The organism is Mesorhizobium hawassense (assembly GCF_003289945.1).
Lineage (GTDB): Bacteria > Pseudomonadota > Alphaproteobacteria > Rhizobiales > Rhizobiaceae > Mesorhizobium > Mesorhizobium hawassense.
In genome coordinates, this window is sequence record NZ_QMBP01000006.1 from 203,767 (window position 1) to 220,254 (window position 16,488).

The 16,488-nt window shown below is 65.1% G+C and carries 16 protein-coding genes; 7 read left to right on the forward strand and 9 right to left on the reverse strand.

What is annotated here, in order from left to right; translation table 11 throughout:
• Positions 1 to 3: 3 nt before the first annotated feature.
• The 3 genes from gshB to DPM33_RS15260 form a co-directional block, all read right to left on the reverse strand.
• On the reverse strand, positions 4 to 945 hold the full coding sequence (gshB, locus tag DPM33_RS15250) for a glutathione synthase (protein WP_112098259.1): 942 nt from the start codon (positions 943 to 945) through the stop codon (positions 4 to 6).
• Between the two features lie 80 nt (positions 946 to 1,025).
• A complete protein-coding gene (locus DPM33_RS15255; protein WP_112098260.1) occupies positions 1,026 to 1,400 on the reverse strand; it encodes a GtrA family protein in 375 nt (124 codons plus the stop codon).
• An 11-nt stretch (positions 1,401 to 1,411) separates the two neighbouring features.
• The gene (locus DPM33_RS15260) at positions 1,412 to 2,416 is read right to left on the reverse strand and encodes a glycosyltransferase (protein WP_112098261.1); all 1,005 of its coding nucleotides are present in this window, start codon (positions 2,414 to 2,416) and stop codon (positions 1,412 to 1,414) included.
• Between the two features lie 126 nt (positions 2,417 to 2,542).
• Between DPM33_RS15260 and DPM33_RS15265 the strand changes: the two genes are divergently transcribed.
• The 7 genes from DPM33_RS15265 to DPM33_RS15295 all read left to right on the forward strand — a co-directional run bounded on the left by DPM33_RS15265 (position 2,543) and on the right by DPM33_RS15295 (position 10,471).
• Positions 2,543 to 4,342: a GtrA family protein gene (locus tag DPM33_RS15265; RefSeq protein ID WP_112098262.1), complete on the forward strand. Its 1,800-nt coding sequence runs from the start codon at positions 2,543 to 2,545 to the stop codon at positions 4,340 to 4,342.
• A 265-nt stretch (positions 4,343 to 4,607) separates the two neighbouring features.
• Positions 4,608 to 5,957, forward strand: a complete 1,350-nt coding sequence (locus DPM33_RS15270) for a putative bifunctional diguanylate cyclase/phosphodiesterase (protein WP_112098369.1) — start codon at positions 4,608 to 4,610, stop codon at positions 5,955 to 5,957.
• 153 nt (positions 5,958 to 6,110) lie between these two features.
• On the forward strand, positions 6,111 to 6,878 hold the full coding sequence (locus DPM33_RS15275; RefSeq protein ID WP_112098263.1) for an SDR family NAD(P)-dependent oxidoreductase: 768 nt from the start codon (positions 6,111 to 6,113) through the stop codon (positions 6,876 to 6,878).
• Entirely contained in the window at positions 6,875 to 7,810 is a 936-nt protein-coding gene (locus tag DPM33_RS15280; protein WP_112098264.1) for a 2-dehydro-3-deoxygalactonokinase, read from the forward strand. The genes DPM33_RS15275 and DPM33_RS15280 overlap by 4 nt, the downstream gene beginning before the upstream one ends.
• Positions 7,807 to 8,442: a 2-dehydro-3-deoxy-6-phosphogalactonate aldolase gene (locus tag DPM33_RS15285; protein ID WP_112098265.1), complete on the forward strand. Its 636-nt coding sequence runs from the start codon at positions 7,807 to 7,809 to the stop codon at positions 8,440 to 8,442. Before DPM33_RS15280 ends, DPM33_RS15285 begins: the two co-directional genes overlap by 4 nt.
• Positions 8,443 to 8,444: 2 nt before the next feature.
• A complete protein-coding gene (locus DPM33_RS15290; protein ID WP_167449081.1) occupies positions 8,445 to 9,317 on the forward strand; it encodes an SMP-30/gluconolactonase/LRE family protein in 873 nt (290 codons plus the stop codon).
• Between the two features lie 95 nt (positions 9,318 to 9,412).
• Complete coding sequence (locus DPM33_RS15295; RefSeq protein ID WP_112098267.1) at positions 9,413 to 10,471, forward strand: D-alanine--D-alanine ligase family protein; 1,059 nt, start codon at positions 9,413 to 9,415, stop codon at positions 10,469 to 10,471.
• 97 nt (positions 10,472 to 10,568) lie between these two features.
• Here the strand turns inward: DPM33_RS15295 and DPM33_RS15300 are convergent, their stop codons facing one another.
• The 6 genes from DPM33_RS15300 to dnaK all read right to left on the reverse strand — a co-directional run bounded on the left by DPM33_RS15300 (position 10,569) and on the right by dnaK (position 16,458).
• Entirely contained in the window at positions 10,569 to 10,856 is a 288-nt protein-coding gene (locus tag DPM33_RS15300; protein ID WP_112098268.1) for a DUF1330 domain-containing protein, read from the reverse strand.
• Between the two features lie 40 nt (positions 10,857 to 10,896).
• Positions 10,897 to 11,604, reverse strand: coding sequence for an orotidine-5'-phosphate decarboxylase (pyrF, locus tag DPM33_RS15305; RefSeq protein WP_112098269.1), 708 nt, complete (start codon positions 11,602 to 11,604; stop codon positions 10,897 to 10,899).
• Positions 11,604 to 12,200: an NADPH-dependent FMN reductase gene (locus DPM33_RS15310; RefSeq protein ID WP_112098270.1), complete on the reverse strand. Its 597-nt coding sequence runs from the start codon at positions 12,198 to 12,200 to the stop codon at positions 11,604 to 11,606. The genes pyrF and DPM33_RS15310 overlap by 1 nt, the downstream gene beginning before the upstream one ends.
• 237 nt (positions 12,201 to 12,437) lie before the next feature.
• Entirely contained in the window at positions 12,438 to 13,043 is a 606-nt protein-coding gene (gene pmtA / locus DPM33_RS15315) for a phospholipid N-methyltransferase PmtA (RefSeq protein WP_112098271.1), read from the reverse strand.
• Between the two features lie 145 nt (positions 13,044 to 13,188).
• Positions 13,189 to 14,319, reverse strand: coding sequence for a molecular chaperone DnaJ (dnaJ, locus tag DPM33_RS15320; RefSeq protein ID WP_112098272.1), 1,131 nt, complete (start codon positions 14,317 to 14,319; stop codon positions 13,189 to 13,191).
• A gap of 222 nt (positions 14,320 to 14,541) precedes the next feature.
• Positions 14,542 to 16,458 carry a molecular chaperone DnaK gene (gene dnaK, locus DPM33_RS15325; protein ID WP_112098273.1) on the reverse strand — a complete coding sequence of 639 codons (1,917 nt, stop codon included), beginning with the start codon at positions 16,456 to 16,458 and terminating at the stop codon, positions 14,542 to 14,544.
• Between the last annotated feature and the right edge of the window lie 30 nt (positions 16,459 to 16,488).

A 16,488-nucleotide genomic window follows, 5' to 3' on the forward strand; every position in this document is an offset into this window, starting at 1 on the left:
TGCCTATTTCCTCTTCCCTTCCACGCAATCCCAGAACAGGCTCGCAATATCCGCGCCGCCGAAACGCCGCACTTCGCGCACGCCGGTCGGCGAGGTGACGTTGATCTCGGTCATGTAGTCGCCGATCACGTCGATGCCGACCAGGATGAAGCCGCGTTCTCTCAGTGCCGGTCCGATGCGGGCGCAGATCTCGCGCTCGCGCTCGGTCAGTTCGGTCTTTTCGGCGCGGCCGCCGACATGCATGTTGGAGCGGGAATCGTGCTCGGCCGGCACGCGGTTGATGGCGCCCACCGGTTCGCCGTCGATCAGGATGATGCGCTTGTCGCCCTTGCGCACGTCCTTGAGATAACGCTGCACGATATACGGCTCGCGGAACAGCTGGCCGAACATTTCGAGCAGCGAGGCGAGGTTGCGGTCCGCCTCGTGCAGATGGAAAATGCCGGCGCCGCCATTGCCGTAGAGCGGCTTGACGATGATGTCGCCGAACTCCTTGCGGAAGGCCGCGACTTCCAGCGGGTCCTTGGTGATCAGCGTCTCCGGCATCAGGTCCGGAAATTCGGTGACGAAGATCTTTTCCGGGCTGTTGCGCACCCAGGCCGGGTCGTTGACCACCAGCGTCTTCGGATGGATGCGCTCGAGGATGTGCGTGGTGGTGATGTAGTTCATGTCGAAGGGCGGGTCCTGCCTGAGCAGCACCACATCCATCTCGGAGAGGTCGGTGCGCACCTTCTCGCCAAGCGAGTAATGGTTGCCCTTCTCGTCGCGGACCTGCATCTCCTCGAGGCGCGCGAACACCTTGCCGTCGCGCATCGACAGCCGGTCGGGCGTGTAGTGGAAAAGCTTGTGGCCGCGCCGCTGCGCCTCCAGCGACAGCGCGAAGCTGGTGTCGCCGGCGATCGACACGGAGGAGACATGGTCCATCTGGACGGCGATTTTCAGCGGCATCTCGGGTCTCCAGGGCGGTCGAGCATTTCCAGGAAGCGCCGATATACGGAACTCGGCGGCTTCTGCCAATCGGCCAGAGCTTACCGGTCGAAGACCAGGCGCGAATACCCGAGGAAGGAGAGCGCCATGGCGACGATCGAGGCCGCGGCAAGCGCCAGGAGCGGCGGCAGGGCCGGCAGCGCGAACAGCAGCGCGCAATAGACCAGGTAGTTGACGATGCTGGTGGCGATGCCGACGCCACCATAGCGCGCGCCTTCCCGCGCCATGCCCCGGCTCGACGGCGCGAAGGTCAGATTGCGGTTGATCTGCCAGGTGACGCAGAGCGCGAAGCCGATCGACAGCACCCGCGCCGAGAGCGCACCGAGCGGCGTGGTGGAAATGAGCAGCCACAGTGCCGCCGCGTCGGCGACGAAGCCGACGCCGCCGGTAAGGGCGAAGCGCACGAGCCGGTTCACTATGCGGTCCCCTATGCCGCCCTTGGGGCCTTGCCAGGCTCGCTCTTCGGCTGGGCCTGCCCGGACGCGACGCGCTCTGCCCGGCCGGACGAGATCGACAGGTAGAAGATGCGCTTCTGCTCGGCCCGGCCGCGCGACACCGAATCGAGGATGAACCCGGTCATCATGGCGAGCATGGACAGAAGCAGCATGCCGATCGACAGCACCCAGGTCGGCATGCGCGGCACCAGTCCCGTCTCGGCGAATTCCACCAGCACCGGGATCATCAGGCCGATGCTCGCCGCCAGGAAGAACAGCGCGAACGTGCCGAAGAAGCGCAGCGGCTGCGTCTCCTTCACCAGCATGGCGAACATCCACAGAATCCTGGCGCCGTCGCGGAAGGTCGACAGCTTCGACGACGAGCCCTCCGGTCGGCGGCCGTAATCGAGCGCCATCTCGCTCACCGGAAGCTTGAGCTGCGAGGCATGCACCGACATCTCGGTCTCGATCTCGAAGCCGCCGGACACGGCCGGGAAGCTCTTGACGAAGCGGCGGGAAAAGACCCGATAGCCGGAGAAAATATCGGTGAAATCGGTCCCGAACAGGCCTTTGTAGAGCCGGTTGAAGACGCGGTTGCCGAAGGCGTGGCCGTTGCGGCCGGCATCGTCGGTGACGCCGCGCCTGGTGCCGACCACCATGTCCGAGCGTTCGGTCTGCAGGATGTTGATCAGCAGCGGTGCATCCTCCGGCGCATAGGTGCCGTCGCCGTCGGCCATCACATAGATGTCGGCGTCGATGTCGGCGAACATGCGCCGCACCACGTTGCCCTTGCCCTGGCGCGGCTCGCGCACGACGATGGCGCCGCCGGCGCGGGCTTTCAGCGCCGTGAGGTCCTTGGAATTGTTGTCGTAGACATAGATCGCGGCCGACGGCAGCGTCTCGCGGAAGCGCCGCACGACCTCGCCGATCGTCAGTTCTTCATTGTAGCAAGGCAGGAGCACGGCGATGACCGGCTCGTGGCGGACTGCATGCGGCATGTGTGTCTCCGGACGCCCGACCAGCCTCCGGCCGTTCTTATGCCGGCCCCGTCGAGCCGTTTTACTATTTATTGAAGCCGTTAAGGCTAGGTTTAAGCCGATCCTCTCCCTTCGAAGGCTACGGCAATGGGCACAGCTGAGAACGGCGTCGCCACCTGGAAGTCCGATCTCATGCTGGCGCTGCTGGCCGCCTTGCTGGCGCTCGCCTTCGACGCGTGGACCGGTTTTGGCCAACTGACCGATCCCGGCGGCGACAACGACAATATGCTGCGCCTCGTCCAGGTCCGCGACCTGCTTGCCGGCCAGGGCTGGTTCGACCTGCACCAGTACCGCATGGGGCTGGAAGGCGGCTTCGTCATACATTGGTCGAGGCTGGTCGACGCGCCGATCGCCGCGATCGTGCTTGTCGCCTCGGCGCTCACTGGCAGCAGGCCGCTTGGCGAGGACGTGGCGCAGGTGCTTTGGCCGGCGCTGCTGCTTTGGTCGACCCTGTTCTTCACCGCCCGTGCCGCGCGCAGCTTCGGCGGCGGCGGCGCTGTGCTGCCCGCCATTCTGATCGGGGGCGCCGGCTATTATTTCATCGGCATCTACGATCCCGGCGCGCTCGATCACCACAATGTCCAGCTGATGCTCACCATGGCGAGCCTCGCCTTGCTGCTCGAGGCGCCCGCACGGCGCTGGGCCGCGCTGTTTTCCGGCCTCTGCGCCGCGCTGACGCTCGCCGTCGGCATGGAAACCGTTCCTTATGTCGCCACCATCGGCGTTTGCGTGGCGCTGCTGTTCGTTGCCGATGCGAAGGGCGAGCGGGCGATCGCCCGCGATTTCGGCCTCGGCTTCGCCGGGGTCTCGGCACTTGTCTTCGTCGCCACCATTCCGCCTTCCGCATGGGGCGCCGCGCAATGCGATGCCTTCTCGGTCGCGCAGTTCGCCGTCGCCGCCATTGCCGGCGTCGGGCTGGCGGCGATCGCTTCGATCGAGCCTGCCGCTGGCAGCTGGCAGCGCAGGTTGGCGGCGTTGGCCGTGCTGGGCGCCGTCCTCGGCGTCGTTGTGGTGGCACTGTTCCCGCAATGCCTCGCCGCGCCCTATGCCGATCTCGACCCGCGCCTCAAGGAATTGTGGCTCGATCATATCGACGAGGCCCAGTCGCTGTTCACGCTGCTGGTGCGCGATCCGGCGCGCGTGGCGGCGCGATACGCGACGCCACTGGTGGCGATGATCCTGATGGCGCTGCGTTTCCGCCGCGGCGGCTGGCGGCGGCAGGACGGCCTCGTCGCGGCGTTGCTTGCCGTTGCCTTCGTGGTCGGCGCCTGGCAGGTGCGCGGCACCACCTTCTCGATCGCCTTCGCGGTCATCCCGCTCGCGGCGTGGATCGCGAAATGGCGCGCCCGCGCCCAGACCAGCTCGTCGCTCGGCGTGGCGCTGCGCCTGGCGGCCGTCTGGCTGGTCTCGATCAACCCGGTCTGGACAGGCGTCGCCGCGGCCGCCTCGGTGGCCTTCGAAAAGGGCGCGCCTGTCGCCGACGGCGGCACGGCGGATAAGACTTGCGAGAAGGCGGCAACCTTTGCGCCGCTCGGCGCCATGGCCGACACCACCGTGCTGACGATCTCCAATCTCGGCCCGCCGGTCCTCGTCTATAGCGGCCATCGCGTCTTTGCCGGGCCCTATCACCGCAACGTCGACGGCAATCTCCTGGCGCTCGACGCCTTTCTCGGCTCGGCCGATGACGCCCACGCAATCGTCGCGGCGCATCGCGTCGGCCTCGTCGCCATCTGCCCCGGCAATGTCGAGAGCCAAATCCTGACCCGGAAGGCGCCGCAGGGCTTCCTTGCCGGCCTGTTGCGCGGCAGTGTGCCGGATTGGCTCGAGCCGGTCAGCGAGACCAAGGGCAGCCCGATCGAGCTCTACCGCGTCAGGCAAGCCGGCTAAAAGCAGTGCGAAGAAGAGCGCGACGCGGCTTTCTTGCGCAATTGCGCAAGAGAGAAGCCAAACTCAGGAAAAGTCGTCCGATATTTCCATTAGAGCTTACGCATAAACGAATATTTGGAGTAGATCTGAGATATCAATCGAAGCTGAACCGGCGCCGGTGATGCAAGCGGCGGTTCCGGCCGTGGGAAAATCGTTTTCCCGATACTTTTCCTAAACGCTTTGCTGCCAGTCTGGCCGAAAATACCGACATAAGAACAGAGGCATGATGCAAACGACGTTTGGCACCGGTCAGCCAGGCAAGGAAAACACGGATCTGGCTCTCACGGATTCGTTGACCGGGCTCGGCAACCATCGTCGCTTCTTCGACAAGGTCGATCGCCTGATCAGCGACCGCGCCGACGATCCCGCGCCCTTCACCGTCGGCATCCTCGACCTCGACGGCTTCAAGCCGATCAACGACCTGTTCGGCCACAAGGCCGGCGACGATATCCTGATCCAGGTGGCGATGCGGCTGCGCGCCTCGATGGACGGCTATTCCACCGTCTGCCGCATCGGCGCCGACGAATTCGCCTATCTCTACCCGATGGTATTCTCGGAGGAGCAGGCGGCCGAGAAGTCGCGCATGCTGATCGAGATCCTGTCGGCGCCCTATGATGTCGGCGAGCGCACCGCGCGATTGTCGGCCTCGGTCGGCTGCTCGCTGTTCTATTCCGGCGACGAGACCACCGAGATCCTCGTCAACAAGGCAGAGACCGCGCTCTACCACGCCAAGCGTTCCGGCCGCGGCCGCGTCGTCGTCTACACCCGCGAGATGGAAGAGGCGGCCAAGCGGGTCACCCGCATCGAGCAGGCGCTGCGCCGCGCCGTCTCGGCCGGTGAGGTCGAGCCGCATTTCCAGCCCATCGTCGACTTGAACAGCCGCCGCACCATCGGCTTCGAGACGCTGGCGCGCTGGACCGACCGCGACCTCGGCGTCGTGCCCCCATCCGTCTTCATTCCGATCGCCGAGGAGCGCGGCATCATCGGCCCGCTGTCGCAGCTGGTGCTGCGCAAGGCGGCCGAGGCGGCGCGCAGCTGGCCGAAGGAGCTGTTCCTGTCCTTCAACCTGTCGCCGTCGCAGCTCGTCGACCAGAACACCGGCCTGCACATCCTGGCCATCCTCGACCGCACCGGCTTCGATCCGCGCCGGCTGGAGATCGAGATCACCGAGACCGGCCTGATGAACGATCCGGCCTCGGCCGAGAAGATCGTCGAGGATCTGCGCCGCGTCGGCATCCGCGTCTCGCTCGACGATTTCGGCACCGGCCAGTCGTCGCTCGGCCGCCTGCGCGAATTCCATTTCGACAAGCTCAAGATCGACCGCGCCTTCGTCTCCTCCATCCTCGACGACCGGCCGTCGGAACACATCATCCGCGCCATCCTCGCCATGTGCGAAGGGCTCGGCATGGATGTCGTCGCCGAAGGCATCGAGGACGAGGCGCAGGCCGACCGCCTCGTTCAGTTCGGTTGCGCCGGCGGGCAGGGCTACCTGTTCGGCAGGCCGGCCGACGCCGACGCCACGCTCGGCTATCTGCGCGATTCCTATCGCGGCGCGCTGCACGCCAAGGCGATCTGACCAGGCTTTTCCACCTGTTCTGAAGACCGGCGGCAGCCCCGTGGGCGATGCGTCCGTCATTTGTCTGACATTTGGCCGGAAATCCGACGTTTCTCCCTTGCCCCCGCGCTTTGTCTGGCTAGGATGCGCGCCGTCCAAAGGGAGAAGGAAATCATGATGCCATCGGCGCGGTTCGCCGACCTCGACGGCGCCTCGGTGCTGATCACCGGCGGCGGTTCCGGCATCGGCGCGGCGCTGACCGAAGGCTTTATGCGCCAGGGCGCCAGGGTCGCTTTCATCGACATCGCCGAGAAGGTGAGCACGGCCTTGGCCGACCGGCTGGAAAAGGAGCTTGGCCATCGCCCGCTCTATCTCGAGGCCGACCTGCGCGACATCGAGGCGCTGCGCGACGCCGTGGCAAAGGCGGCGGAAGAGCATGGCGATGTCACCACGCTGGTCAACAACGCCGCGCTCGACGACCGCCACGCGGTCGAAGAAGTGACGGTTGAATTCTGGGACAACAACCTCGCCATCAACCTGCGGCCGCATTTCTTCACCGCGCAGGCGGTGGCGCCCGGCATGAAGCGCGCCGGCGGCGGCTCGATCATCAATTTCACCTCGACCTCCTACCTGATCAACCACCCCGACATGCCGGCCTACACCGCGGCCAAGGCGGGCATATTCGGCCTGACCAAGGGCCTTGCCGGCAAGCTCGGCGCCGACCGCATCCGCGTCAACGCGGTGGCGCCCGGCTGGGTCATCACCGAACGGCAGCGCGAGCTCTGGGTCACCGATGCCGGCCTCGCCGCCCATGTCGCCAAGCAGTGCATCAAGGACGTCATGCAGCCCGACGACATGGTCGGCACGGTGCTGTTCCTGGCATCGGATGCCTCGCGCATGCTCACCGCCCAGATGCTGATCGTCGACGGAGGTTTCCTGTGAGCGCGGCACCCGCGGTTGCCGCGCTCGACTGGGGCACGACGCGGCTCCGGGCCTGGCTGCTCGACGGAGCGGGCAAGGTGCTCGCCGAGCGGCGCGGCGACGACGGGCTGATCACCGCCCGCGAAATAGGTTTTGCCAAGGTGCTGGAAGGCCATCTTGCCGCCATGGGCGCGCCGGAAACGCTGCCGGTGATCATCTGCGGCATGGCCGGCTCCCGGCAAGGCTGGATCGAGGCGCCTTATGTCACCGTGCCGGCGCCGATCGGCGCCATTTTGCGCGGCGCCGCCCGCATCGAGCACTCGAGCCGCGACATCCGCATCGTGCCTGGTCTCGCCCAGCGCCTGGCCGATGCGCCCGATGTGATGCGCGGCGAGGAAACCCAACTTGCCGGCGCCGGTTTGCCGGCAAAGGGGCGCCACCTCGTCTGCATGCCCGGCACGCATTCGAAATGGGTCGCGGTCGAGGACGGCGCGGTCGCGGGCTTCGGCACCTGGCCGACCGGCGAGCTGTTTTCGGTGCTCGCCGCGCATTCGATCCTAAAACATTCGCTGGGCGAGCATCCGGCGCCGGTCGCCGCCGACAGCCCGTTTTTCCGCCAATGGTGCGGCCAAGCTCTGCGCGAGGGCGGCGACGTCACCTCGAAACTGTTCGCCATCCGCGCGGCCGGGCTCCTGCAGGATTTGAAGCCGGATGAAGCGGCGGCCTGCCTGTCCGGACTTTTGCTCGGCGGCGAGATCGCCTCGGCAAGGCGTCGCTATGGCGCCGGCGAAACGCCGATGGTGCTGGTCGCCTCCGGCGCGCTGGCGACGCTTTACGGCGCGGCGCTCGACCTCGCCGGCCTTGCCTTCCGCACCGTCGACGCCGATGAAGCGGTGCGCGCCGGCCTTGTCGAGGCCGCTCGCGAGAACGGCATGATTGGAGACGCCCAGTGACACAGACCGCAGTCTTCCCGAAACTCAAGCGTGGCCTCGTCGCCATCCTGCGCGGTTTGAAACCCTCCGAGGCCGTGGCGATCGGCCGAGCAATCCATGATGCCGGCATAGAGGCAATAGAGGTGCCGCTCAATTCGCCGGAGCCGTTCGTCTCCATCGCCGATCTGGTCAAGACGCTGCCGCAAACGGCGCTCATCGGCGCCGGCACGGTGCTGACCGCCGCTGATGTCGATGCCTTGCACAAGGCCGGCGGGCGCCTGCTGGTCAGCCCCAACATCGATGCCGGGGTCATGGGCCGCGCCATGCATCACGGCATGGTGACCATGCCCGGCGTGTTCACGCCGACCGAGGCTTTTCAGGCCATAAAACTCGGCGCCTCGGCGCTGAAATTCTTCCCTGCAAGTGTGCTGGGCGCGAGCGGCATTGCCGCAATCCGCGCGGTGCTGCCGGCAACCACCCTGATCGGCGCCGTCGGCGGCGTTTCCGACAAGGATTTTGCCGGCTACAAGGCGGTCGGCGTCACTGTTTTCGGCCTGGGATCCAGCCTGTTCAAGCCTGGGATGAGCGTCGACGACGTGGCGTGCCGCGCCCGCGCAGCGGTCGCCGCCTGGGATGAAGCCTTCGGAGGATAGCAATGAACGGCGTTTCGGTTTTTTCCGACCATATCTGCGAGCTCGGCGAAGGCCCGAGCTACGATCCCGCCACCGACACGCTGTTCTGGTTCGACATCGTCAACGGCAAGCTCTTGGAAAAGCCGCTCGCCGGGGCGTTGAAGGTGCATGATCTCGGCGTCATGGCCAGCGCCATCGCCGTCATCGATGACGACCGCCAGCTCATCGCCACCGAGATAGGCCTGCAGGTCCGGGACGTGAAAACCGGCAAGCTGACGCTGCACACGCCGATCGAGGCCGACAATCCGCTCACCCGCTCCAACGATTCCCGCGTCCATCCCTGCGGCGCCTTCTGGACCGGCACGATGGGCAAAGGCGAGGAAAAGGGTGCCGGCTCGATCTACTGGTTCTTCAAGGGCGAATTGCGCCGGCTGTTTTCCGACATCACCGTCTCGAACTCGATCTGTTTTTCGCAAGACGGCGCGACCGCCTATTACACCGACACCGCGACCGGCTTTCTGATGCGCGTCGCCTGCGATCCGGCTACTGGCCTGCCGACAGGCGAGCCGAAAGTCTTCGTCGACCATCGTTCTTCGAAAGGCTATGTCGACGGCTCGGTCGTCGACCGCGACGGTGTGCTGTGGAACGCCGTCTGGGGCGGCAGCGCGGTGAAGGCTTATGCTCCGGACGGCAAGCTGCTGCGCGAGATTGCGATGCCGGCAACGCAAGCGTCCTGTCCGGCCTTCATCGGCCAAAAGGCCGACCGCATGGCGGTGACCTCTGCCTGGAAAGGCAAGGATGAGATGCAGCGCAAGCTCGACCCGCAGGCCGGCATGACCTTCCTGCTCGATATCCCGGTCAACGGCCGCTTCGATCCGCGCGTGCTAATCGCCTGATCGTTGTCACGCAACCGCCCGCGCCGGTCGGTTTCCCGCAAGCCGATTGCAACGGTCATGCGATGGTAGCGCCTGATTTTGATCCCGGGCCATCCATGCCGCGCCGCTATCCGAAGCTGATCCTCGTCTACGAGCCCGAAAAAGCCTGCTTCGACCGGCTGGTCGCCAGCGGCCATGCGCCGGAGCGTGCTTTGGAAATCTCGTCTTATCTGGCGCAGTCGACCGACCTGGCCCCAGAATTCGACGCGTTGGCAGCCGCCTGCGACAAACGCGGCGTCGCCTTCGCGCCGGTCCAATTGGATGATGCTGCAAGCGCCTTCGCTGAGACCAACCCGAACGTCTCCCTGGTCTGGACGCTGACCGACGGCATTGCCTATTTCCGCGGTGGCGCGGCACCGGCAATGGCGCGGCTGAATGGCCTGCGCACCATCGGCGCCGACGATTCGCTGTTCGCGCTCTGCCAGGACAAGCTTCGCTCCGGCGCGGTGCTCGGCGCGCTCGGCCTGCCGGCGCCGCAGGCGGGCCGAGCGCGCAACGGCGAATGGCTGGTCGAGCCGCCCGCCTCGTCCGCCGGCTGGTTCGTCAAGCCGAACCGGCTCGGCGCCAAGATCGGCATCTGGCCGGATTCGCGCATCGCCGATCTCGGCCATGCGCTGGAGCTTAGCCGGCGTGTCTTTGCCCACTATCGCGACGACGTCGTCGTGCAGCCCTATGTTGCCGGCCGCAACGTGCGCGCGAGCTTCCTGGGAGTGAGGCCCGAAACCGGCGTCGAGGCGCTCGGTATCTTCTTTGTCGATTCCGGCGGCGATTTCCAGACCATGGCCGACTCGATGGCGCTGTACGGCGAGACCGGTCAGGCCGCCAAGGATGCCGGAACCTATGCCGAGCCGGAGCTCGAGCCGGTCGGCGCAAGCCAGCCGGCCGCCGACCGGAAAATCCGCGCCATCGCGCAAAGGCTGATCGACGGCCTCGGCCTGCGGGACGTCTTTTCCGTCGATTTCCGGGTCGAGCCCGACGATACCGTCCACCTCATCGAGTTCGAAGTCTGTCCTGGTCTGCCCTGCTTCGATTTCCGCGACTATTGCCGCAGGCAATGGGGCATGAGCCTTGCCGACGCGATGGCCGAGACGGCCGCCAACAGGTTGCTCCGTTAGAGCAATTCCAGGAAAAGTGTGAGCGGTTTTCCGTCCGGAATTGCGTCAAAACAAAGAGATAGAGCGGTTCGCCGTTTCCGTGAAACGGTGAAACGCTTTAGAGTCCTTCTACCAGCACGATCTCGCCATCGGCCACTTTCTGGCGGATGGCGACGGCCCGCTGGTATTCCGGCGAGTGGTAGCAGTCATGCGCCGCCGCAAGCGACTCGAACTCGATGATGACGTTGCGGGCGCGCCCAGGCCCTTCGACCTTCTCGTGCTCGCCGCCGCGCGCTAGAAACTTCACGCCGAAGCGGTCGAAGGCGAGCTTGGCGGCCGCGACATAGTCCTTGTAGCCCTCCGGATCACGCACATCGACCCGGGCGATCCAATATCCCTTTGGCATTCTTTTTCTCCTGGTTGTGTTGTCCGAATGAGGGCCGGCGCTACGCGGATTGCATTTCGGCGAGGATCGCCTCGGCCGCCGCCCGCCTGTCCGGCGCGGAGACGATGGGCCGGCCGACGACGAGGTGGCTGGAGCCGTTGCGGATCGCCTGCGCCGGCGACACCACGCGTTTCTGGTCGCCATGGTCGCTGCCCGACGGCCGGATGCCCGGCGTCACCACCGCCATGTCGGGGCCGACGATCCGGCGCACCGCTTCCGCCTCCTCCGCCGAGCAGACGATGCCGCCCATGCCGGCATGCAGCGCCTGCTCGGAGCGCCTGAGCACCAGCGTGTGTGGGTCGTATTCATAGCCGGCGTCGATCATGTCCTGCTCGTCCATCGAGGTCAGCACCGTCACCCCGAGCAGGCACAGATCGCTGCCCTTGGCCGCCGCGACCGCTGCCTTCATGGCTTTGGGGTAGGCATGGAGCGTCAGCATCGAGACACCCATCTTGACGATGTTTTCGACACCCTTGGCCACCGTGTTGTCGATGTCGAGCAGCTTCATGTCGAGGAACACTTTCGTGCCGCCGCTCGCCAATTCCCGGGCGAAGTCCAGTCCGCCGGCGAAGGCGAGCTGGTAGCCGATCTTGTAGAAGGAAATGCTGCCTTCGAGCTCGCGCACCGCTCTCTCGGCGTCCTTCAGCGTCGGCAGGTCGAGCCCGACGATCAGCCTGTCCCGCATCGTGTCGGCCTCCGCGAAATGCATCACGCCTCGATCCGGGTCGACAGCATGCGCGAGGTTTCGATCAGTGTACGGCATACGCGCTCCATCGATTGGTGTAGTCTGTCGTCCCTGAATTGTCCGTCCTCGGCGAAAGCTTCACGGGCCTCGGAGACCGAGCATTCCGGCGTGATCACCTCCATCTGGCAGCGCACCAGCACCGCGCGCAGATGGTTGATGCAGCGTATGCCGGCAAACTTGCCTTCCGAGGATGAGCAGAGCCCCGCCGGCTTGCCGGCGAGCGGCCGGAACGTATGGCTGCCGTCGCGCCGTATCCGGCTCACCCAGTCGATCGAGTTCTTCAGCAGCGGCGGGATCGAGCCGTTATATTCGGGCGTCGCGATCAGCAGCCCGTCATGCGCGGCGATCTGGCGGCCGAGCTTGGCGGCATTCTCGGGGATGCCTTCTTCCTTTTCGAGGTCCTCGTCCATGATCGGCAGCGGATAGTCGCCGAGCGAGATGCGGGTCACCTCCGCGCCCTGCATGGCGAGCTCCTTTTGCGCCACATCGGCGGTCCGGCCGCTAAAAGCGCCGGTCCGGACCGAGCCGGCGAAGACGAGGATTCTTGGGATTACTGCCATCGGCCACCCTTGTTCCAGGACAGGTATCGCCAAGAGGCATTCAAATCAACGAGCGGGTGGCAGAAATCAAAGCCGATTTTGGCGACATGCGCCTGCAGGGTGCGTCGAGATTCAGGTCAGGCCGAGCCGAAAATGGTGGGTCCGAGAACCGGAGCGGAGCGTACTTTTTGTACGTGAGCACCGGAAGCGCAGGAATCCGCCATTTGCAGGCCGGCCTCACCTGAATATCGGCGCGCCCTAATGCGACGGGCGCCGGTAGATCCAAAGCTGCGTCGGCGGAATGTTGCGGAAGATGAAATCGAAATGCTCGACCGTGTAGTCGCCGCGCCCGGCCGGGATCGGCGACAGCGGACCGTAGGTCAGCTGCACGATCGGCCTTCCATGCGGAATGCGGTCGAGCAGGCTTTCGATATAGGCAATGCGCTGGGCGACCGGGAAATTGAGCAATGGCACGCCGGAGACGACCGAATCGAACACCGTGTCGCGCTTGTCGCCGAGCGTGGCGTCGAGGTTGAAGGCGTCGCCCTCGATGACGTTGACGCCCGGATAGAGCCCGCGCAGATGGCGCACGAAGTCGGTCGAGTATTCGACCGCGTAGAGGTTTTCGGGCTTCACGCCCAGGGCGAGGATGGCGCGGGTGATGACGCCGGTGCCGGGCCCGACCTCCAGGACCGGCAGGCCCGATCTCGGATTGACGATCGAGGCCATCTTGCGGGCGGTGATTGAACTCGTGGGGACGATCGAGCCGACCGTTTTCGGTTTGTCGATCCAGCCTTTGAAGAACTTCAGCTCGTCGTCGAATTTTTCCGCCAGCGCTTTGCGCAATCCGGGACTACGTGCCATGCGAGCTCTCCTCAATGCTCAGCCCCCGATCCGCTACTTAGCAGTTGGGTGGGACAAGGCAAGGCATCGTTCTGGCATAAGGTGTTGATGACGCTTGGGAAGCGCCCGCATCTCCCGATGCCGGTGCCAAATACGGACACGATCATCAGCCTTCGCCGAACGACTCGAAGAAGTCCTTCATGCGGGCGAAAAAGCCGCTCGACTGGGGCGAGTTGTCCTTCGAGGACAGCTGCTCGAACTCTTCCAGCAGCTCGCGCTGGCGACGCGAAAGGTTCTGCGGCGTCTCGACCGCGGTCTGGATGTAGAGGTCCCCGACATTGGGCTGGCGCAGCACCGGCATGCCCTTGCCCTTCAGCCGGAACTGGCGGCCGTTCTGCGTTCCTTCGGTGACCTTCACCTTGGTCTGGGTGCCGTCGAGCGTGGTGACCTCGAACGAGCCGCCAAGGGCGGCCGTCGTCATCGAGATCGGCACCTTGCAATAGAGATCGGCGCCGTCGCGCTGGAAGAATTCATGCGGCTTCACCGCCAGGAAGATGTAGAGGTCGCCGGAAGGCCCGCCGCGCAGGCCGGCCTCGCCCTCATTGGCCAGCCGGATGCGGGTACCGTCCTCGATGCCGGCCGGAATGTTGACCGACAGCGAGCGCTCCTCGGTGACGCGGCCCTGGCCGGCGCATTTCGGGCAAGGGTCCTTGATCGTCTGGCCACGGCCCTGGCATTGCGGGCAGGTGCGCTCGATGGAGAAGAAGCCTTGCGTGGCGCGCACTTTGCCGTGGCCATGGCACATCGAGCAGGTCACCGGCTGCGTGCCGGGCTTGGCGCCGCTGCCGGAACATTCCGAGCAGGAGATCGAGGCCGGCACGCGGATCTGCGCCGTCTTGCCGGAGAAGGCTTCTTCCAGCGTGATTTCCATGTTGTATCGCAGATCGGCGCCGCGCTCGCGGCCGCCGGAGGAACGGCGCTGCCGGCCGCCCATCATGTCGCCGAAGATATCCTCGAAGATGTCGGCGAAGCCGCCGGCGCCAAAGCCGTGCGCGGCGCCGTTCATGCCGCCCTGCTCGAAGGCAGCGTGGCCGAAACGGTCATAGGCGGCGCGCTTCTGCGGGTCCTTCAGCGTCTCGTAGGCTTCGTTGATTTCCTTGAACTTGTGCTCGCAGGCATGGTCGCCGGGATTGCGGTCGGGATGGAACTGCATGGCGAGCTTACGGAAAGCGCTCTTGAGTTCCTTTTCGTCGGCGCCTTTTTGCACGCCCAGCGTTTCGTAGAAATCAGCTTTCATTTTTTCCCGCTGTCCGGATGCTCAATGTCTTCAAGCATTGTTGGCGACGTTTGCCGGCACGTTCTTGGATTTAGGAGCGATGTTTCCCGGATGCTAGTACTAAGCGGGGCTCGCTCCGGGTTTTTCCGTCACTTTTTCGAACGGGCCCGTACTTTTTCAACGAAGGTTGCAAAAAAGCCCGGCTTTGCGCCGGGCTTTTGCACCTATCCGCCGTCAGCCGGCTCAGGCCGACTTCTTCTTGTCGTCGTCTTCGTCGATTTCCTCGAAGTCGGCGTCGACCACGTCCGAGTCCTTGGCGGCATCCGCCTTGGCGTCGGCTTCGGCCGCTTCCTTCTGCGAGGCCTCGTACATGGCCTGGCCAAGCTTCATCGAAGCTTCGGCGAGCGACTGAGACTTGGCCTCGATATCGGCCGCGTCGTCGCCTTCGGCCGCGGCCTTCAGCGCGGCGATGGCGTCGGCGATCGCGGCACGGTCGGCCTCGGAGACCTTGTCGCCATAGTCCTTGAGCGACTTCTCGGACGAATGCACCAGCGCTTCGGCCTGGTTGCGGGCCTCCACGAGGGCACGGCGCTTCTTGTCCGCGTCGGCATTGGCCTCGGCGTCCTTCACCATCTTCTCGATGTCGGCATCGGACAGACCGCCCGAAGCCTGGATGCGGATCTGGTGCTCCTTGCCGGTGCCCTTGTCCTTGGCCGAGACGTTGACGATGCCGTTGGCGTCGATGTCGAAGGTGACCTCGATCTGCGGCACACCGCGCGGCGCCGGCGGGATGCCGACCAGGTCGAACTGGCCGAGCAGCTTGTTGTCGGCCGCCATTTCACGCTCGCCCTGGAAGACGCGGATGGTCACCGCGCTCTGCGAATCCTCGGCGGTCGAGAAGGTCTGGCTCTTCTTGGTCGGGATCGTGGTGTTGCGCTCGATCAGACGGGTGAACACGCCACCCAGCGTCTCGATGCCCAGCGACAGCGGCGTCACGTCGAGCAAGAGCACGTCCTTGACGTCGCCCTGCAGCACGCCGGCCTGGATGGCGGCGCCGAGAGCGACGACCTCATCCGGGTTGACGCCCTTGTGCGGCTCCTTGCCGAAGAACTGCTTCACGATCTCCTGGATCTTGGGCATGCGGGTCATGCCGCCGACCAGGACCACTTCATCGATCTCGCCCGCCTTCAGGCCGGCATCCTTGAGCGCCGCCTTGCAGGGCTCGATGGTGCGCTGCACGAGGTCCTCGACCAGGCTTTCGAACTTGGCGCGAGTGAGCTTCATCGTCAGGTGCTTCGGCCCGCTGGCGTCGGCGGTGATGAAGGGCAGGTTGATCTCGGTCTGCGTCGTCGACGACAGCTCGATCTTGGCCTTTTCCGCGGCTTCCTTGAGGCGCTGCAGGGCGAGCTTGTCGTTCTTCAGGTCGATGCCCTGTTCCTTCTTGAACTCCGCCGCCAGGTACTCGACCAGGCGCATGTCGAAGTCCTCGCCGCCGAGGAAGGTGTCGCCGTTGGTCGACTTTACCTCGAACACGCCGTCGCCGATTTCCAGCACGGAAATATCGAAGGTGCCGCCGCCAAGGTCATAGACGGCGATGGTCTTGCCGTCCTTCTTTTCCAGACCGTAGGCGAGCGCCGCCGCGGTCGGCTCGTTGATGATGCGCAGCACCTCGAGGCCGGCGATCTTGCCGGCGTCCTTGGTCGCCTGGCGCTGAGCGTCGTTGAAATAGGCCGGAACGGTGATGACCGCCTTCTCGACCTTCTCGCCGAGATAGGCTTCCGCCGTTTCCTTCATCTTCTGCAGGATCATCGCCGAGATCTGGCTGGGCGACTGCTTCTTGCCACCGGCCTCGACCCAGGCGTCGCCATTGTCGCCCTTGACGATCTTGTAAGGGACAAGCTTCTTGTCCTTCTCCGTCACCGGGTCGTCATAGCGGCGGCCGATCAGGCGCTTGACCGCGAAGATGGTATTTTCCGGATTGGTGACAGCCTGGCGCTTGGCCGGCTGGCCCACGAGACGTTCGCCATCATTCGAGATGGCGACGATGGAAGGCGTCGTACGCGCGCCTTCAGCGTTCTCGATCACCTTGGGGTCCTTGCCATCCATGATGGCGATACAGGAATTGGTGGTGCCGAGATCGATACCGATAACTTTTGCCATTGTTCTAGTCTCTCCTCTAAGCAGGCTCTC